The 18141-nt window shown below is 69.4% G+C and carries 20 protein-coding genes; 14 read left to right on the forward strand and 6 right to left on the reverse strand.

Features of this window, described 5'->3' with window-relative positions; translation table 11 throughout:
• Positions 1–3: 3 nt before the first annotated feature.
• Positions 4–393, reverse strand: a complete 390-nt coding sequence (locus tag ACN469_RS10210; RefSeq protein WP_498766586.1) for a hypothetical protein — start codon at positions 391–393, stop codon at positions 4–6.
• 121 nt (positions 394–514) lie between these two features.
• On the opposite strand from ACN469_RS10210, the gene thiS reads away from it, so the two are divergent.
• The 6 genes from thiS to ACN469_RS10240 are packed head-to-tail and all read left to right on the forward strand — an operon-like array spanning position 515 to position 5342.
• Positions 515–715 (forward strand): sulfur carrier protein ThiS, encoded by a 201-nt coding sequence (gene thiS, locus ACN469_RS10215; protein WP_163870546.1) that lies wholly within the window; start codon positions 515–517, stop codon positions 713–715.
• 13 nt (positions 716–728) lie between these two features.
• Positions 729–1511, forward strand: coding sequence for a thiazole synthase (locus ACN469_RS10220; protein WP_498766588.1), 783 nt, complete (start codon positions 729–731; stop codon positions 1509–1511).
• Positions 1512–1515: 4 nt separating this feature from the next.
• The gene (locus tag ACN469_RS10225) at positions 1516–2163 is read left to right on the forward strand and encodes a thiamine phosphate synthase (RefSeq protein WP_498766590.1); all 648 of its coding nucleotides are present in this window, start codon (positions 1516–1518) and stop codon (positions 2161–2163) included.
• Positions 2160–3188 (forward strand): hypothetical protein, encoded by a 1029-nt coding sequence (locus tag ACN469_RS10230; protein ID WP_498766592.1) that lies wholly within the window; start codon positions 2160–2162, stop codon positions 3186–3188. Before ACN469_RS10225 ends, ACN469_RS10230 begins: the two co-directional genes overlap by 4 nt.
• 14 nt (positions 3189–3202) lie before the next feature.
• The gene (locus ACN469_RS10235) at positions 3203–4099 is read left to right on the forward strand and encodes a DUF4129 domain-containing protein (RefSeq protein WP_498766594.1); all 897 of its coding nucleotides are present in this window, start codon (positions 3203–3205) and stop codon (positions 4097–4099) included.
• Between the two features lie 58 nt (positions 4100–4157).
• On the forward strand, positions 4158–5342 hold the full coding sequence (locus ACN469_RS10240) for a DUF4350 domain-containing protein (RefSeq protein ID WP_498766596.1): 1185 nt from the start codon (positions 4158–4160) through the stop codon (positions 5340–5342).
• Between the two features lie 64 nt (positions 5343–5406).
• Here the strand turns inward: ACN469_RS10240 and exoP are convergent, their stop codons facing one another.
• From exoP to exoL, 5 genes are all read right to left on the reverse strand, one after another.
• A complete protein-coding gene (gene exoP, locus ACN469_RS10245; RefSeq protein WP_498766597.1) occupies positions 5407–6609 on the reverse strand; it encodes a spore coat polysaccharide biosynthesis glycosyltransferase ExoP in 1203 nt (400 codons plus the stop codon).
• Positions 6610–6672: 63 nt separating this feature from the next.
• Entirely contained in the window at positions 6673–7734 is a 1062-nt protein-coding gene (locus ACN469_RS10250) for a glycosyltransferase family 4 protein (protein WP_498766599.1), read from the reverse strand.
• An 8-nt stretch (positions 7735–7742) separates the two neighbouring features.
• The gene (locus ACN469_RS10255) at positions 7743–8261 is read right to left on the reverse strand and encodes a serine O-acetyltransferase (protein ID WP_498766601.1); all 519 of its coding nucleotides are present in this window, start codon (positions 8259–8261) and stop codon (positions 7743–7745) included.
• Between the two features lie 93 nt (positions 8262–8354).
• The gene (gene exoM / locus ACN469_RS10260; protein ID WP_498766603.1) at positions 8355–9875 is read right to left on the reverse strand and encodes a spore coat polysaccharide flippase ExoM; all 1521 of its coding nucleotides are present in this window, start codon (positions 9873–9875) and stop codon (positions 8355–8357) included.
• Positions 9872–10972, reverse strand: coding sequence for a spore coat polysaccharide deacetylase ExoL (gene exoL / locus ACN469_RS10265; RefSeq protein ID WP_498766724.1), 1101 nt, complete (start codon positions 10970–10972; stop codon positions 9872–9874). Before exoL ends, exoM begins: the two co-directional genes overlap by 4 nt.
• A 403-nt stretch (positions 10973–11375) precedes the next feature.
• On the opposite strand from exoL, the gene ccmA reads away from it, so the two are divergent.
• The 8 genes from ccmA (at position 11376) to ACN469_RS10305 (ending at position 18141) form a co-directional block, all read left to right on the forward strand.
• Positions 11376–12032, forward strand: coding sequence for a heme ABC exporter ATP-binding protein CcmA (gene ccmA / locus ACN469_RS10270; RefSeq protein WP_498766605.1), 657 nt, complete (start codon positions 11376–11378; stop codon positions 12030–12032).
• Positions 12029–12730 carry a heme exporter protein CcmB gene (locus tag ACN469_RS10275; protein WP_498766607.1) on the forward strand — a complete coding sequence of 234 codons (702 nt, stop codon included), beginning with the start codon at positions 12029–12031 and terminating at the stop codon, positions 12728–12730. Before ccmA ends, ACN469_RS10275 begins: the two co-directional genes overlap by 4 nt.
• 3 nt (positions 12731–12733) lie before the next feature.
• Complete coding sequence (ccsA, locus tag ACN469_RS10280; protein WP_498766609.1) at positions 12734–13453, forward strand: cytochrome c biogenesis protein CcsA; 720 nt, start codon at positions 12734–12736, stop codon at positions 13451–13453.
• Between the two features lie 2 nt (positions 13454–13455).
• On the forward strand, positions 13456–13629 hold the full coding sequence (locus ACN469_RS10285) for a hypothetical protein (RefSeq protein ID WP_498766611.1): 174 nt from the start codon (positions 13456–13458) through the stop codon (positions 13627–13629).
• Positions 13630–13636: 7 nt separating this feature from the next.
• Positions 13637–14134 (forward strand): cytochrome c maturation protein CcmE, encoded by a 498-nt coding sequence (locus ACN469_RS10290; protein WP_498766613.1) that lies wholly within the window; start codon positions 13637–13639, stop codon positions 14132–14134.
• A complete protein-coding gene (locus ACN469_RS10295) occupies positions 14131–16149 on the forward strand; it encodes a heme lyase CcmF/NrfE family subunit (protein ID WP_498766615.1) in 2019 nt (672 codons plus the stop codon). Before ACN469_RS10290 ends, ACN469_RS10295 begins: the two co-directional genes overlap by 4 nt.
• Entirely contained in the window at positions 16149–16709 is a 561-nt protein-coding gene (locus ACN469_RS10300) for a TlpA family protein disulfide reductase (RefSeq protein ID WP_498766726.1), read from the forward strand. Before ACN469_RS10295 ends, ACN469_RS10300 begins: the two co-directional genes overlap by 1 nt.
• A gap of 106 nt (positions 16710–16815) precedes the next feature.
• Entirely contained in the window at positions 16816–18141 is a 1326-nt protein-coding gene (locus ACN469_RS10305; RefSeq protein WP_498766617.1) for a zinc ribbon domain-containing protein, read from the forward strand.

Raw genomic sequence — 18141 nt, forward strand, 5'->3', positions numbered from 1 at the left:
CGTTCAGAAGTGGTAGGTGAGGCTCGCCTTGTCGGCGGCCTCGTCGGGCAGCAGCTCCAGCACCAGACCGTACAGCACCGCGGCGCCCGCGGCGGCGTACATCAAGTTCGCCGCGGCGGAAGCCGAGCGGGCCCGGTCCAACGTCTCGCTGGCATCCCGCGCCGACGACAGGCTCTGCGCGCGCTTGGCCTCGCCCTGCGCGAAGAAGCCCAGGCCCAGTCCGCCGAGCGCGAGCACCCCGCCGGCGACGAAGGCATACCGATGGCCGTGGAGCATGGGCGTGGGCGCGCGGACGGGAGCGTCCAGCGTGGCGACCGGTTCGTCCGCCAGCGCGGTGAGGGGCAGCCCGAGCGCGACGACGAGCGCGATGGAGACAAGCCTGCTGGGAGCCATGAGCATGGCGTCGAGTATACCGGTGACGATGGCGAACGTACTGCCGGAGTGTGCGTTGACAGCACGGTAGGGCCCCCTGTAGTGCGTCCCCCAAGTCCCCATCGCAAGGAGCCGTGACGCCGTGCAGGTCTGGGTCAACGGAGAAACGCGCGAGGTGCCGGAGGCCATCACCCTCTCGGCGCTGCTGGAATCGCTGCGAGTCGGCGGTCCGGGCGTGGCAGTGGAGGTGAACGCCGAGGTGGTGCGCCGCGCCCGCCACCCCGAGCATCACCTCCAGCCCGGGGACCGCGTGGAGATCGTCACCTTCGTCGGCGGCGGGTAGCGAGGAGATGGCCATGAGCATCCAGGACAAGCCCTTCACCATCGCGGGGGTGACCTTCACCTCCCGCCTCATCCTCGGCACGGGGAAGTACCCCAGCCACGAAGTCATGAAGCGCTGTCACGAGTCCTCCGGCACGGAGATGGTCACCGTGGCCGTGCGCCGACTCGATTTGAAGGCCACGGGCGAGGCCTCGCTCATGCGCTGGATAGACCGCGAGCGCCTGCGCCTCTTGCCCAACACGGCCCTCTGCTACACGGCCGACGACGCGGTGCGCACCTGCCGGCTCGCCGAGGAGCTGGGCATGAGCAAGTGGGTCAAGCTGGAGGTCCTCGGCGACGAGAAGACGCTCTACCCGGACGTCGAGGAGACGGTGAAGGCGGCCCGCATCCTGGTGAAGGAGGGCTTCACCGTGCTCCCCTACACCAGCGACGACCCCATCACCGCGCGCAAGCTGGAGGACGCGGGCTGCGCGGCGGTGATGCCGCTGGGCGCCCCCATCGGCAGCGGCCTGGGCATCCGCAATCCGCACAACCTCCGCCTCATCCTGGAGACGGTGAAGGTGCCCGTCATCGTCGACGCGGGCGTGGGCACCGCGTCCGACGCGGCCATCGCCATGGAGCTGGGCGTGGACGCCGTGCTGATGAACACCGCCATCGCCGGCGCCCAGGACCCCGTGCGCATGGCCGTCGCCATGAAGAAGGCCGTGGAGGCGGGCCGGGACGCGTACCTCGCTGGCCGCATCCCCCGGAAGGCCTACGGCTCCGCGTCCAGCCCGCTCGAAGGCATCGTCGAGTAGCCCCATGCCGCTTCCGGTGGCGCCCGTTCTCCCCCGGCTCGTCGTCATCACCGACTGGCGTCTTCCCCGCGAGCGGCTCCTCGGCGCGCTCTCCCGCGCGCTCAAGGCGGGGCCCGACGTCGCCGTCCAGCACCGCCATCCGGAGGCCAGCGCTCGCCGCTTCCTCGACGACGCGCGGGCCCTCGCCGCGCTCTGCCAGGCCCGAGGCAATCCGCTGTTCGTCAATGGCCGGCTGGACGTCGCGCTCCTCGTGGGCGCGCACCTGCACCTGCCCTCCGACGGGCCCACGGCCGAGGACGTCCGCCCTCACCTGCCCTCCGGACGGCTCGTCAGTGTGGCGGTCCATGACGCACGCGAGGCCCAGGCGGCGCGCGGCGCGGACCTGGCCCTGGTGAGCCCCGTGTTCGCTCCCGGCTCCAAGCCCGGGGACAACCGGACGACGCTCGGCCCGGAGGGCTTTCTCGCGCTCGCCGCCCACCTGCCCTGTCCCGCGCTCGCGCTTGGAGGAATCACCGCGGAGAGGGCGACCAGGCTCACCGGCGCGGCGGGCTTCGCCGTCATCTCCTCCGTGCTGGAGGCGGAGGACCCGGCCCAGGCCGCGCGAGCACTGCTGGCCGCATGCGCGCCCCGGGCTATGCTGCGCGTCCCGTGACTCCGACTTCCTCTGTTCCCGAGCTGCGCCCCCTCGCCCTGGGGGAACTGATTGACCGTTCCGTCACCTTCTGGCGCGGCCACCTCAAGCCCCTCTTCGTGTTGAGCCTCGGCTACGCCCTGGTCAACTACATCGCGACCAAGGCGACGCTCCATTTGACGCGCTGGCTGACGCCCATGCTCTACGTGACGGACAAGGACGCCGTCACCAAGGAGGCGCCGCTGGAGATGCTGGGACAGGCGGGCCTGTCGCTGCTGCTCTGGTCCGGGCTGTTCATGTTCCTCATCTGGACCTACTGGCTGGCCATGGTGGCGAGCGCCCGCTACGTGTTGTCCGTGCAGCTCGGCACGCCCGTGAGCCCGGCGGACAGCCTGCGCCGAGCCCTGTCCAAGGTGGGGCCCGTAACGGGGGCCTTCCTGCTGTCGATCGGCTGGTCGACCCTGGTGACGCTGGTGGCGAGCATCCCCGGCACCGTGCTGATGATCATCGGAGCCGTCGTCTCGGGCATGGGCTCACAGGTGCTGGGCATCGTGGTGATGGTCGCGGGCGGACTGCTGCTCGCCCTGGGGCTCCTCGGGGCCATCCTCTGGTACTTCCTGCGCTTCCTGCTGCTGCCTCCCGCGCTAGCCATGGAGGACCTGGGAGCGTGGGGCGCCTTCCAGCGCTCGGGCGCGATGCTGTCGGGGCGCGTGGAGCCGGGCTTCCTGGGCCGGGTGATGGTGCGCGGGATGCTTCTCTTCACCGTCGTGAGCCTCATCCTCTTCTCGGTGCACCTGCTCTTCGGCATCCCCTCGTGGCTGGTGATGCTGCCCTATGGCAACCCCTTCTCCGCGGAGACCATGACGCGCACGCCGCAGCTGCTGCTGGTGCCCGTGGAGATCCTCCAGGTGGCCGCGCAGTCCTTCTTCTCTCCCGTCAACTTCGTCGTCTGCTCGTTCTTCTACCTGGACCTGCGCGTGCGCCGGGAGGCCCTGGACCTGGAGCAGCGGCTGGGCACTGAACCGTCGTCGCCCCTCGCCGCCTGACGTCGAGCCTCTTCGTGCCAAGCCTGCCCCTGCTGCTGCTGCTGGCCTCCCTGCCCTGCGACGACCGCGAGGCCACCACGCGCGCCCTGGAAGAGACCGCCCAGGCCCGCCCCGCGGAGCTGGACCCGGCCGTGGCGGAGCTGGGACGGCGCATGGGCGGCATGCCGCTGCCCGCCCCGTGGCCGGACACCACTCCGCCCGAGCGGGCCCGACAGGTGGCGGACTTCCTGGAGCACGCCTGCGCGCTGGAGCAGCACGAGGCCACGTCGAAGGAAGCCATCCAAGACTTGTCCGGGGAGGAGCGAGGGCGCCTCAAGGACGTGCTCGACCGGCCCGAGTTCGCCCGCGCCCGACAGCGTCACGGCGACGTCGTGAAGCAACTGCTGCGCAAGCTGGAGGCCTGGCTGGAGGGCCTGTTCGAGTCGCGCGAGGCCCAGGGCTTCGCGGTGGCGACGCGCGCGGTGATGCTGGGGTGCGCGATTGCGCTGGTGCTGTGGGGCGCGCTGAAGCTGCGCTCCCTGCGCCTGCGGCGAAGCGTCGTGGCCGCGGGTGTCTCCGAGCCCGGCGCGGCGCTGGTGCTGGACGCTCCGCCGGAGCACCTGAAGCGCGCACGGACGGCGCTGGCGTCGGATGCGCGCGAGGCGATTCGTGAAGCCCTGCTGGGCCTGCTGTCCTCGCTGGAGGAGCGACGGCTGGCGCGTCCAGACCGGGTGAAGACCAACCGCGAGCTGGCGGCGGAGCTGCCCTCGCGCGGTGCCCCCGCCTCCATCACCCGGGAAGTCGAACGACTGGTGTCCTGGTACGACCACGCCTTCTACTCGCTGACCCCCGTGCCGGAGGCCGAGGCCACTCGGTTCGTCGAGGCGGTGGAGCGACTCCACGGGACGCTGGGCACGGAGGTCGCGGCATGAGGCGCGCGCTACCTCGCGGTGTCACGGGCGGCTCCTTCGGGGCGCGGGAGCACACCTCATGAAGAACGCGCGAACCGTCGCCGTCTTCGGTCTGCTCATCGCGCTCTCGCTGGCGATGGGCCTGTCCACGAGCCGGGAGGCCCCCGACTCGCCCGTTCCTTCCGTGGACAACCCGGGCCCCCAGGGCGCACGCGCGCTCTACTTGTTTCTTCGCGAGGGCGGTCGCGCCGTGAGCACACAGCTCACCTCGCTGGAGTCGCTCGCCTCCGGGACTCGCACGCTGGTGCTCGCGGCGCCCACGGGCCGGCCCGTGTCGAAGGAAGAAGTGCTCGCCGTGGAGCGCTTCGTCCAGGAAGGCGGCACCCTGGTGTACCTGTCGACGCGCGAGCTGGGCATGCACCAGGCCGCGCTGGAGACGTGGCTGGGGCTTGAGGAGGGGCCGATGCTGCCCGCGAGTGAGCGCGGACTGGCCACGGACCTCGCGGACGCGGGCGGCACCACGCTGGATATCTGGCTTGGCGCGGGCCCCTTCCGCGGACTGACCGCCCTGCGCGCGTCGCAGGACCGGGGACTGCTCGTGGAGCACCCCGAGGCGGTTCCCCTCGCCGGACTTGGCGGCGCGGTGGCCGTGTGGCGACGCACGATGGGCAAGGGAGAGGTCTATGTCCTCGCGGGCGCGGACCTGCTGGAGAATCGTCGTCTGGAGTTGCTGGACAACGCGCGCCTGTGGAACGCCCTCGCGGCGCGCGGTCCGCTCGTCATCGACGAGTATCACCACCAGCTCGCGCCCCCTCCGCCCCTGTCACGAGGCATCTGGGTCTTCGTCGCGCAGGTGCTCGCGGTGGGAGGTGTGTATGTCCTTTCCCGTGGCACGCGCTTTGGCGAGCCCAGGCCTGTGCTGATGGAGAGACACCGGTCCGCCCTGGAGTACGTGCGCAGCATGGGTTGGCTCATGCGCCGCTCGAAGGTGGAGAAGGACCTACTTCCGGAGCTGGACCGGGCACTTCGTCAACGGTTGCAGGAGCGCCTGGGAGTCTCCCCGGCCCTGGACGACGCGGAAGCGGCACGTCAGCTCGAGGAGACCGGCGGAATCCCCGCCTCACACTACCTGGAGGCGAAGGCGGAGCTGACGCGACTGCTCGCGCAGCCCACCATCCGACCCGCGGACTACGCGCGCGTGGCCCGTCTCTACGCGCACCTGGAGCGCGCGGTGACAGGTCGGGAGTCAGTCCTCCGCGCGTGAACGCACGCGCGGCGATGACGGGCCCGATGAGCCCCTCACCGCCGCGTGCTTCGTCTCCGTCGACCTAGAGCGTCTTGCCCGCGGCCAGCATCGCCGAACCCACGTGGTGGCGAATCTCCTCCACCCGCGCATCCCAGCTCTCGTTGAAGACCTTCTCGGCGCGCTCGCGATCGGGCCCGGGGCCTTCCGCGAGGCACTCGTCGACCTTCTTCACGAAGTCCTCCGTCGAGGTGGCGATCTTGCACAGCCCCACCTTCCGCACTTCCGGCAGGTCCGTGGACACCACCGGGAGCCCGGAGGCCAGGTACTCGCGCACCTTGAGCGGGTTGGCGTTCAGCGTGAGCTCGCTGATCTTGAACGGCATCAACGCCACGTCGAAGGCCCGGCTGTAGCCCGGCAGGTCCGCGTACGACTTGCGGCCCAGCATGTGGATGTTGGGCTCGGCCCGCAGCTTCGAGTCATCACAGTCCGGCGTCGTCTTGCCGATGATGACCACCGAGCCCTCGGGGTGCGCTCGCGCGGTGGCGATGATGGCTTCCTGGTCCACCCAGTCCGCCACCAGACCGAAGAAGCCGATGACGGGCTTGGGCAGGTTCGCGATGTCGTCGGGGATGCGCGTCGTCGCGTCGCACGCCTTCACGAAGTGACGGAAGTCCGTGCCGTGACGCACCAGCACCGTGCGCGGGTTGACGCGGGACTTGTTCTCCCGCAGGCGCTCCGCGGAGGTGATGCAGATGTCCGCGCGACGCAGCAGCCGGTCCTCCAGCTCCGCGATGTGACGGCCGTTCGTGTCGGCGAAGGCGGAGAACTCGTCCACGCAGTGGTAGACGACGAACTCCTCGCCCAGCGTGCCCGACACGGGCGCGGACGCGGGCAGGAAGCTCCAGGAGATGGGGCGCTGGAAGTTCAGCTGCTTCATCGCCCGGCGCACCTGGAGTCGCAGCAGCTCGCGGTTGGCGCCCCGCACCAGCTCATTGCCATAGAACGGAATCGCCAGCGGCGACAGGACGTGGAGGTTGGGCTCCACCTCGCGCAGGCCCTTCGTGAAGCGCTCCAGCTTGTCGAAGATGCGCTTCACGTCGTGCGCGTTCGCCTTCGGCGCACGGTTGCCGATGCTGTTCACCCAGAGGACGCGGTTGTCCCGGGAGAGGATCCGCATGATGTGGACCTTCGACAGCGGGTCCCCATCCCAGTCGTTGGAGAACACCACCAGGTCGCGCCCCCGGAGGGCCCGGCGCGTCAAATCCAAGTCTTCACTGCGCCGCATCTCTCATCTCTCCTGTGTCGAACATCCTCGCGGTGTCCCCGCGAGCAAGGTTTGGAACAAAGCTCACGCCGCCGGCACCGGCTGCGCTGGCGAAGACCCACGGGACGACAGCGCCTCGTAGAGCTCCAGCAGCACGGGCCCCACGTCGGGAGAGGCCACGCGCGCGGGCCCCGCCTCCACCGCCTCGCGAATGCCCGCGGCGAGCGACGCCGCGTCCCCCGCGCGGAACAACCGGGTCCCCTCCGGCCGCTCACACACGTCGCTGGCCACGCAGGGCACGCCCAGGGCCAGCGCCTCGCGCACGGAGATGGAGTCTCCGTCATGCGTGGTGGGACGAAGGAAGACGTCGCTCCGGGCGATGAGCCCCAACGCCGCCGGATGCTCCAGCTCGCCCAGCGGCTCCAGCGAACCCGCCACGCCCAGCTCGCGCGCGTCGCGGATGAAGTCCTCGGAGTCCGTGCCCGGACCGAACAGCGCTAGACCCACGCCGGGCTGGGACTCCGTCAACAGCCGCAGCGCCCGGAACGCGAGCTTGCGCCCGTACACCGGTGAAGGATGGTGCGCCATCACCACCAATGGACGACGGCGCGCGCGCGCGGCCTCGACTTGCTCTGGCACCGCGCCCGCCTGCACCTGCGAGGCGCAGAAGGCCGGGTGGACGAGGATCTTCTCCTCGGAGACGCCGCACGACACGAGCGCGTCGCGCACCGCCGGAGACACCGCGATGATGCGCGAGTAGCCCGCCAGCGCCACCCGCGCGAAGGCACGCCGTGAAGGCGCCGCCGCGAGGTAGTCCGGCAACAGCCCCGAATGCAGGGTGATGAAGCGGGGGGCACGCGCCCCCGGCAGACTGCCCACCGCCGCCGCGAGCAGCCAGGCCTTGGGGTTGTTCCCGCTGGTGTGGACATGCACCGTCCACCCCGAGACGAGAAACCCGGTCAGCCTGAGGCCGAAGTGCGCGGGGCTTCGCATCGGAAGTACGTCCGGAACCGGCCGGCCGCCCTTCCCGATGTCCAGCACCTTCGCTTCGACCCCACGGCTGCGCAGGAAGCGGTGAAGTTGTTGAACGTGAATCGCCACGCCACCGAAAGGCGGCGGATGGTCGCCAACCAGGAGCACGCGCATGAGGAGCCCTATCGCGGCACGGACGCCGAGGGAGGCACCGCCGCCAGGGGTGAGCGCCGGGGCAACAGCCCCATCTCCCGCTGATACGTGGTGAGCGGATCAGGATCCTGCCGGATGACCCGCGCCGGAATGCCCGCCACCACGGTGCCCGGCGCCACGTCCTTCAGCACCACGGCGTTGGCCCCGATGACGGCGAAGTCGCCGATCTGGATGTTGCCGAGAATCTTGGCGCCCGCGCCGACCCGCACGTAGTCACCAATCATGGGAGCACCCTCGAGTCCCGAGCGCCCGCCAATCGTCACCTGCTGGGAGATGAGGCAGTGCCGGCCAATCTTCGCCGCCTTGTGGATGACGACGCCGATACCGCCGTAACCCAGCTGCGTCCCCTCGCCGATGTCGGCCTCGTCCGGAACGTAGGAACTGTGAAGGTAGTAGATGGCCTTGCGCAGCAAGGCAGGGAGCAAGGGAACTCCCTTCAACCGCAGGCCGCGAGCCACCCGGTACAACGTCATCGCATCGACACCCATCCACGCCTCCCTGACCCAACCGCGCGACGGGGAGGAACCTAGGTACCGCCTCCCCAAGTGGGAAGTAGGCCCTCGGGTGCCCCCCTGATTTCTTCAGACCGTCCTGCGAGGCCGCAGCCCCGCGAGCACCGTGAGCGGCCGGACGCCCGCGGCGTACAGCACCCCCACGTAGCCCACGACGAACAGCACCCCGGCCACCGCCAACGGCAACACCCGCCAGAAGAAGCCCGTGGGCAGCTGCATCCAGGCGCCCTGCGCGCCCGCCCTCAGCAGGAACACCGCCAGGCCCGCCGCCACCGCCGCGACCGAGGAACGCCCCAGCGCCTGCCACGGGATGATGTCCACCAGTCGGAGCTGACGTCGCGGAGTGGACAGCGCCGCGGGCACGCGGACGAGCAACATCGCCTTGCCCACCACCTCCGCCACCGCCCAGGAGCCGATGCCTCCCATCAACCCCAGGTGCTTCACCCCAAGGATGACCAGCGGCACCGTCACCGCCGCCTTCACCGCATAGGAGACGAAGATGGCCCGAGTCAGCCCGCGAGCCCGCAGCGTCCCATCCATGGGGAGGATGGAGAGCACCACGCCCAGCACGCTGACGCGGAAGACCGGCACCGCGGGCAGGAACTTCTCGCCGAACATGGCTCCGATGAACTCCGGCGCCGCCGCGAAGAGGAACGCCGCGAAGGGAAGAAAGACATACGACAGCTTCCCGGCCGCCTCACGGAACGCCTCCACGCCCTCTTCCAGCCGGCCCTCGCGCTCCAGCTCACCCAGGCGCACCATCAGCACCTCGCTGGTGGGCGTGTAGAGCAGGTCCACCACCGGAAGCTGGAAACACCCCACCCGGTACAACGCATACAGCGCCGGCGCCACCGCGCCCGCAACCGCATACAGGTGAGCGTTCTGTTGAGGAATGGCCAGCAGCATGGCCGCGCCAAACGGCGCCGCGTACGCGAGCTGCGCGCGAAACAGCGGCCCGCTCGCCAGCGGCCCCGTGACACCGCGCAGCGAGACGACCCAGGTCGCCACGAACCGCAGCGCCGCGAAGACAGCCACCGCCACCATCATCCCATGCAGCGAGGCGCCCAGCAGCGGAGGCACCACCATCACCGCCGCGCGCACCGCGTCTGAAATCAGATACACGCCCGCCGACGCGCGCGTGCGCCCCTGCGCCGTGAGCGACACCTCCAACGGGAAGCTGCCCAGCAGGAACGCGGTGTACGCCGCGAGCGACACCCGGTACTCGAGCAGCGCCGGATTGGAGAACCACGCCGCCACCGGGCCCAGCAGGACATACACAAGCAACGCGCCGACCAGGCCCGCTCCGGACATGAACAACAGCGTCTGTCCCAGGTACGGCCGCTTCTCGCCGGTGCGCGGCAGGAAGTAATACAGGCTCTGCACCACGCCAAACGGCAGCACGTAATACAGCGTCGTGGCGATGAGGAAGAGCTGGTAATAAGTACCGTACTCGTCCAGGTGCAGCACCCGAGCGAGCACGAGTGGAATGGACAGCGTCAGCCCGGCGGTGAACAGCCGGGCCAACACCAGGGGGCCGGCGCGTCCGAGGAATGAACTCCCGGACGCAGCCGACGAGGCACCTCCGCTCACGGAGCCTCCTTCAAGGGCGCCCCCGTTGGCGTGACCAACACGTTGCCCAACAAGCCCTCACGAAAAGAGTGCGGCCTCCTGCCCGGCACCGGGTGGCTCATGCCGAGCAACCCGAAGCAATCATCCAACTGGCACCCGGTGAGCGGCGACGAGTAGTCCCCCAACATGCCCAGGCTGAAGTTCTCCCACAGCACCTTGCGCTTGAGGGTGAACGGGTCGCCACCAATCCGGTTGGGCATGTCCTCCGTCGTGACGCCCGAGCGGAAGCCGTGCGCCGCCAGCACGCGGATGACCTCGTCGGAGTACCACCCGTTGCAGTACGCGAAGTCGCGCACCTGGATGCCCACCTCCGCTTCGATGGTCCGCTTGGACTCGAGAATCTCCTGCTCCACCACTTCCTGCGGCTCCAGCGTCAGCACCGTGTGCCCCAGCGTGTGCGCGCCGAACTCGAAGCCGTCGCGCGCCATGCGGCGCACCTCGTCCCAGTTCATGACGTCGCCCTGCTCCGGCACCAGGTCCTGCCCGCCCCCCAGCTGCTGCTCCAGCGCATCGATGATGGACGTCAGCACCCGCGTGGGGTGCTCGCCGATGAAGTCATCGAGCGCGGCCGACACCGTCTTCTGTCCGGAGAGGATGGGGCCGAGCAGCTCCATCGACGCCTCCGGCAGCGCCGCGTACACCGGATGGTAGTGCCGCTCCTGCGCTCGGCGCAGCAGGTGGAACAGGCGGTCATGATTGAACCGCCGCTTCGTGCCGATGAACGCCGTCGGCAGGTAGGTGATGGCCGGAATGCCCATCTGCTTCAGGATGGGATACGCGTACCGGTAGACGTCCCGGTAGCCATCGTCGAAGGTGATGACGCACAAATCCTTCTTCGCCACCCTCCGCCCCGACATCACATCCACCGCGTCGCCAATCGACGCCAGCTCGAAGCCGGCCGCCGAGGCCTCCTCGAGATGTCGTCGGAACGTCTCCTGGCTGATGAGCAACCCGGGGATGGAGCGCTGGAGCTCCCCCGTGAAGTCGCTCACCACGCGGTGATAACTCACGATGAGGATGCGCCGGCCGCCCGACTGCACCCTCCGATAAGCCGCCATCGCCCTGCGCATTCCACTGTAGTGCAGCACGCCAGCGGCCGCCGCCTTGACCGCCCTCCGCAAGACCCTCGCCGTCGCCATCACGCCCCTCCGCGGAAAAGCTTCCCCTGGCCCACGTTCCCCAACGGGAACTCCCAAACTCGCGCGAGGGGGTATTGCAGGCGGGATGCCACACCCGAATCCTGGCCGAAACCATCTCTCCAGAGGGGGATCCCGGCGGTACGGGGCACGTGGCCACCGGTGGACACGACACATGGTGCAAAATCGACGGCCCCCACGGGCACACGATGCCCCACCCATTGGAAAAACTTTCCTGTCTTCAGGCCCGCTCCGTCCCTGCCCGGCCAGCCACCCGGGTTTCACTGGATGACAGTCGGGATTCCGGCTACGAACCGGCTTCCCGATGCCTTCCCTCTCCGCTCCGGCGCTCGCGTTGCACGACGTCAGCAAGCGTTATGGGCGCCGCTGGGCGCTGGCGCGCCTGACGTACACGCTCCCCCCAGGGCGCTCGCTGCTGCTCACCGGCCACAACGGCTCCGGCAAGACGACGCTGCTGCGCCTCCTGGCCACCGCGCTGAGCCCCACCGCCGGACGGGTGGAGGTGCTGGGACGCGACGCCGTGGTGGACCGGGACTCGGTGCGGCGCGACGTGGCGCTCCTGTCCCACGCGAGCTTCCTCTATGAGGACCTCACCGCGCACCAGAACCTCACCGTGTTGGCGCGCCTGTTGGGCCACCCCTCGCCCAAGGACGGCGCCAGCGCGCTGCTTTCGCGCGTGGGCCTGGAGAAGCGCTCCGACAACCCCGTGCGTGGCTTCAGCGCGGGCATGCGCAAGCGCCTGGCCATCGCCCGGCTCTTGCTCAAGGCCCCGAACATCGCGCTCCTCGACGAGCCCTTCGGTGAGTTGGATCCGGCCGGCATCCGCGACATGGAGGGCTTCATCTCGGAGCTGAAGGCGGGCGGCGTCACGGTGGTGCTGGCCACACACCTGGTGGAACAGGGCATGACGCTGTGCGAGGAGCGCCTGCACCTGCAGGATGGCCGGGCGGTGGCCGCGTGAGCGCTCCCCGTCCACGGCCCATCGGCCTCATCGGCGCCACGCTGGCGCTGCTCCGCAAGGACCTGCTCATCGAGTGGCGCACCCGCGCGCGCCTCAACGCCATCATCTTCTTCGCGCTCGCCACGCTCTTGATGTTCTCCTTCGCGCTGGGTCCGGACACGCGCCAGTTGGAGAAGAACGCGGGCGGCTACTTCTGGCTCGCCATCCTCTTCGCCAGCGTGCTGGCCATGGGCGAGTCCTTCCGCGTCGAGTCCGAGAACGCCTGCCTGGACGGCATCCGACTGGCCCCCGCGGACCCGCGCGCCATCTACCTGTCCAAGGCCCTGGGCAACGCGCTGTTGCTGATCGCCCTGGGAGTCGTGCTGCTCCCCGTCATGGTCGCCCTCTACGGGGTCAAGGTCGTCACCGGCTTCGTGGACCTGGGAACAGTTCTGCTACTTGGCAGCCTGGCCCTCAGCGCACCGGGGACGGTGTACGCCGCGATTTCCAGCAACGCCCGGGCGCGGGATGTCCTCCTCCCTCTGCTATTGTTCCCGCTGGTCATCCCTGCCCTGCTGTCCCTGGCCAAGGCGACCTCGCTCGTTCTGCAGGGCGACCCCATGAATCAGTTGGACTCATGGCTGGGGCTTTTGCTGGGCTTCAATCTGATTTACTGGGGCGTAGGCTTCGTGCTGTTCCCGCGCATCATCGAGGACTGACGGATGAACAAGCTCATCAAGTGGGGCCTGCCCGTGGTGGGTCTGGGCGTGCTCGCCGCCGGATGGTGGCTGGGACTGGCGTGGGCACCCCCGGACCGGGAGATGGGTGACGTACAGCGCATCATGTACGTGCACGTGCCACTCCAGTGGATGGCGATGCTGGCCATGTTCCTGAACTTCGTGGCGGCGGTGACGTACCTGGTGCGCTCCACGGCGAGCTGGAAGCTGGACTCGACGGCGGAGGCGGCGGCCGAGGTCGGCCTCGTCCTCGGCGCGCTGGGCATGGTGACGGGGGCCATCTGGGGCCGTCCCACCTGGGGCGTCTACTGGTCCTGGGATCCGCGCCTGACGTCGGAGGCCATCATGCTGGTGACGTACACCGGCTACCTGGTGCTGCGGCGCTTCGTGGAGGACCCGGACAAGCGCGCGACGTGGAGCGCGGTGGTCGCGATTCTCGGCGCCATCAACCTGCCCATCGTCTGGTTCTCGGTGCGCTGGTGGCGCAGCCTGCATCAGGTGCAGTCGAGCCCCAAGACGGTGGATCCGCAGATGGTGCTGTGCCTGCGAGTGTCGGCCATCGGCCTGTTGCTGCTGACCATCGCCATGCTGATGCACCGCTATCGCATCGCCCTGGCCGAGCGCCGGGCGGAAGTGGCCCTCCCTGAAGCGCTGCCCGGCCCTGGCGGCTCGGCTTCTGTCCGCGACACCCCGAAGGTGGCCTGAACATGACGACTTTGACGACGCTGGGAGTCCTCGCCCAGGCCGCGGGCCAGGTGGGCAGTGGCCGCATCCAGGGCGGCTGGGGCTATGTCTGGGCCTGCTACGGCATCACCGTGGCGGCGCTCGTGCTTTACTCGCTGTCTCTCTGGCTGCGCCGGCCCCAGGCCGCGAAGGAGTGAGCCTGTCATGACGCCTGTCGCTCGCAATCGATTGTTCGCCCTGGGAGCCCTGCTTGTCGCGGGCACGGGCCTGGGGTTCGTGGCCTTCGGCAACATCGGAGAGAACCTCGTCTATTACTGGAGCCCCTCGGAGATGCTGGCCCAGGGGGAGAAGGCGTACTCGGCCACCATCCGCCTGGGTGGCGTGGTGCAGCCGGGCAGCATCCAGTGGAACGCGGAGCACACCACCCTGCACTTCCGGGTGGCCAACGACGCCAACGAGGGCACCGCCAGCGTGCTGGTGCGCTCCACGGAGACGCCGCCGCAGATGTTCCGCGACAAGATTGGCGTCGTGGTGGAGGGCACCTACGACGCGTCCGGCGTGTTCAGCTCCAACCGGCTGATGGTGAACCACTCGAACGAGTACCGCGCGCCCAAGGAGGGCGAGGACCCGAACAAGTGGCGTGAGACGCTCTCCGAGGGCACGACGACGGCCAGCACGGGGACGGGCGCGGAGGCGCGGTGAACGGGTCGATTGGATACGGGCTGGTGCTCGGAGGGCTCGCGTTCGCGACCTTCGGCGCGCTGGTGGGCTTGGTCACCGGGCTGCGCCGCAACGAAGCGGGCTTCCCCTGGGTGATGCGCGCGGTGTGGGGCTTCGCCGGCTGCATGGTGGCCGCCAACCTCGTCATGGTCTACGCGCTCATCTCGCATGACTTCAGCGTGAAGTACGTGGCGCAGGTGGGCAGCCGGGACACGCCGCTGCTCTACACGGTGGTGTCGCTGTGGAGCGCGCTGGAGGGGTCCATCCTCTTCTGGGGCCTCATCATGGGCGTGTACATCGCGGCCTTCGCGTGGGTGCACCGCCGCGAGCACGCGCGCTACATGCAGCTGGCGCTGGGCACCATGCTGGCGGTGGGCGTGTTCTTCGCGTTCCTCATCGCCGGTCCCGCCAACCCCTGGGGCGCCGTGTCGCCCATTCCGGCGGACGGCCCCGGCCCCAATCCCCTGCTCCAGAACCACATCCTGATGGTCATCCACCCGCCCTTCCTCTACCTGGGCTACGTGGGGATGACGGTGCCGTTCGGCGTCGCGGTGGCGGGCCTGTTGCGCGGCGAGATTGGCGAGGCGTGGATGGCGCCCCTGCGTCGCTGGACGATGGTGGCGTGGCTGTTCCTGTCGATTGGCATCATCCTCGGCGCGTGGTGGGCATATGCCGTCCTCGGCTGGGGCGGCTACTGGGCGTGGGATCCGGTGGAGAACGCCAGCTTCCTGCCGTGGCTGACGGCGACGGCGTTCATGCACTCGACGATGGTGCAGGAGCGCAAGCGGATGCTGAAGCTGTGGACGCTGTCGCTCGCGCTCGCGTCCTTCGTGCTGACGATTCTGGGCACGTTCATGACGCGCTCGGGCATCTTCAACTCGGTCCACTCCTTCACCCAGTCGGACATCGGCCCCACGTTCCTGGTGTTCCTGGGCGTGCTGCTGGTGGTGTGCATCGGCCTGTTGGCGGTGCGCGGGCCGCTGCTGGTGCCCGAGGGGCGGCTGAGCTCGCTGGCCTCTCGTGAGGCGAGCATCCTGGTGAACAACCTGGTGTTCGTGGCCATTACCTTCACGGTGCTGCTGGGCACGCTGTACCCGCTGGTGTCCGAGGCGGTGCGCGGCGTGCGCGTCAGCGTGGGTGAGCCGTACTTCAACAAGATGGCGGTGCCGGGTGGCATCGCGGTGCTCTTCCTGATGGGCGTGGGCCCGGTGCTGCCGTGGGGCACGCCGGACAAGGACACGCTCAGGCGACAGTTCCTCATCCCCGCGGCGGTGGGCCTGCTCGTCACGGCCATCTGCTTCGCGGTGGGCCTGCGCGGCGTGTACCCGCTGCTGACCTTCGGGCTGGCGGGCTTCGTCACCGTCGTCACGCTGCGCGAGCTGGTGTCGCCCATCCGGGTCCGCATGACGGAGCGCAAGGAGGGCCTTCTCACCGCGGTGTTCACGAGCGCGACCAAGGCGCAGCGCCGCTTCGGCGGCTACGTGGTCCACCTGGGCATCGTGGTGCTCATCGTCGCGGTGTCGGCGTCGTCCTCGTACGTGAAGCACACGTCCGGCACGTTGAAGAAGGGCCAGACGATGATGCTGGATGGCTACCAGCTCAAGTACCAGGGGCTGATGAGCGGCGAGGAGCCGCACCGCACCTTCGTCGCGGCGCGCGTGGAGGTGACGACGCCGGGCGGCAAGGTGGAGGAGATGAAGCCCCGCCTGAACTACTACGAGCGGAGCACGGACCCCATCGGCACGCCCGCGGTGCGCGAGACGGCCGGTGAGGACCTGTACATCTCCTTGATGGCCTTCTCCGAGCAGGCGGGCAACGCGAGCTTCAACGTCTGGGTCTTCCCGCTGGTGGGGTGGATCTGGTGGAGCATCCCGCTGATGGTGCTGGGCACGCTCATCTCGCTGTGGCCTCGGCGGCGGGCGGCGGTGGCGACGGCCAGCTCGGAAGTGGGCGCTTCGCCCTTGCCGGGTGGTGACGCGGAGCGGGGGGCCGCGTGATGCGTCGGTACCGCTACACCATCGGCTTCGTCATCCTCTGCGTGGGCCTGTTGGTGGTGCTGGCCAAGGGCTTCGGGCGCAATCCGCACGAGGTGCCCTTCATGATGGCGGGCAAGCCGGCGCCGGACTTCGTGCTGCGCTCGCTGGACACCGGTGAGAAGGTGAGCCTGGCGGACCTGAAGGGCCGCCCGGTGGTCATCAACTTCTGGGCGTCGTGGTGTGGGCCCTGTCAGTACGAGCACCCGGTGCTGGAGTGGGGGCAGCGGGAGTTCGGCTCGCAGGCGGTGTTCCTGGGCGTGGTGTTCGAGGACTCCGAGGACAACGCCCGCGCGTTCCTGCGCCGCCAGGGGTACAGCTTCCCGCAGCTGGTGGATCCTCGCTCGCGCATGGCGGTGAGCTATGGCGTGGCAGGTGTGCCGGAGACCTACTTCATCAACCCGGCCGGCACCATCCTGGGCAAGCACGTGGGGCCCATCGACCCGGAGACGCTGACCAGGCGCATCCGCGAGATGACAACCACCGCGGAGGCTCCGTCTCCCGCCGAGGCGGCCCGGCCGTAGCGCTTCACCGGAGGACTCTCGCTTCCGGTGAAATCGGCGTGTTATTCCACGACTTGCGCTGGACCGAGAGGGCCTCCCCCCGCCCTCCGCACAGCAAGGTGGACCCATGCGGTGCCCGGAGTGCGGCGAAGCCTCGAACAGTCGGCTGAGGTACTGCGAGAACTGCGGCGCGAAGATGCCCGAGGCCCCCCAGGGCCTGACGGGCTCGCGGCCCGCGCTCAGGGGAACTCGTCCCAAGCGCTCGATGGAGGAGCCGTCCTACGCGGCGGATATCATCGACGAGGCGGAGGCCCACAGTCAGGGCGTCGACTATGTGCCGCCAGCGACGGCGGCGAAGTCGAAGGTGAAGGCGATAGCGGCGGCGGTGGACACATCCGAGGACACGGACCCGGGACAGACGGGCCCCAAGTACGACGGCCCCCGGTGGCTGGCGAGCGTGCCGGCGCACTCGCAGAGCGTGGTGGGGCTGGCGGTGCTGGCCTTCGCGCTGGCGCTCTCCATCCTCCCCTCCTTCGACGGCGTGGGCGTGGTGGGCACGGTGCTGGCCCTGGTGGGCGGAGTGCTGCTGGTGGCGAGCGAGCTGCGCCTGGCGGGCGAGGCCACGGGCGTCACGAAGCTCGTGCCCTCGGTGCTCTATCGCCCCGAGGTGGCGGCGGCGTACGCGGCGCTGCTGACGGCGCTGGCGGTGCGGATGCTGGGGCTGGGCTTCACGCCCGTGCTGTGGCTGCTGGGCGCGGGGCTCGTCGTCCATGACCAGTACCGCAAGGTGATTGCAGGCCCCGAGGGCATGCTGGCGCGCTACTTCGACCTGAAGCAGTTGCTGGTCGTTCCGGAGGTGGTGGCGCTGGGGGGCGTGGCGCTGTGCGTGCTGACGCTCTTCGCGCCGTGGGCGACGGTGAGCACGCTGCCCGTGGTGGCGGGTGCGCCAGTGCCCGCGGGCCCTCCGGAGCTGCACGTCATCGCCGCGCCGCAGGCCGCGGACGACGTGCTCTACACTGCGGGTTCTGGCATCACCACGCTGTCCGGGTGGGACTTGTCCGGGTCCGTGGTGATGGAGCTGCTTTTGTTGTCGCTGCTGGGGTTGCTCGCGCTGCGGCCTGAAGTGTCGCGGCCCGCGTGGACGCGCTTTGCTCCGGCCGGCGTCGTGGGGCTGGGCCTGGTCTGGGCGCTGGTGCACATCCGGCTGTCGCCGGGGCCCATCATCTTCGTCATCGGGCTGGGCGCGGTGGGTGTGCAGGCGTTCCGGCAGCTGCGCGAGGCGCAGGTACAGGCGGCACCCGTGGCCGCGTATGACGACGGTCTGGATGAGACGGAGCGCATGGACGATGAGCCGGACCCGGACAACATGGGTCCAGACGATGAGCCGGAGCCTGACCCGGACAACATGGGTCCAGACGACGAGGAAGAGGACGTGAAGCCTCGCAGGCGGTGA

Origin of the sequence: Corallococcus terminator (genome assembly GCF_049194865.1) — a bacterium.
GTDB classification, from domain to species: domain Bacteria; phylum Myxococcota; class Myxococcia; order Myxococcales; family Myxococcaceae; genus Myxococcus; species Myxococcus terminator_A.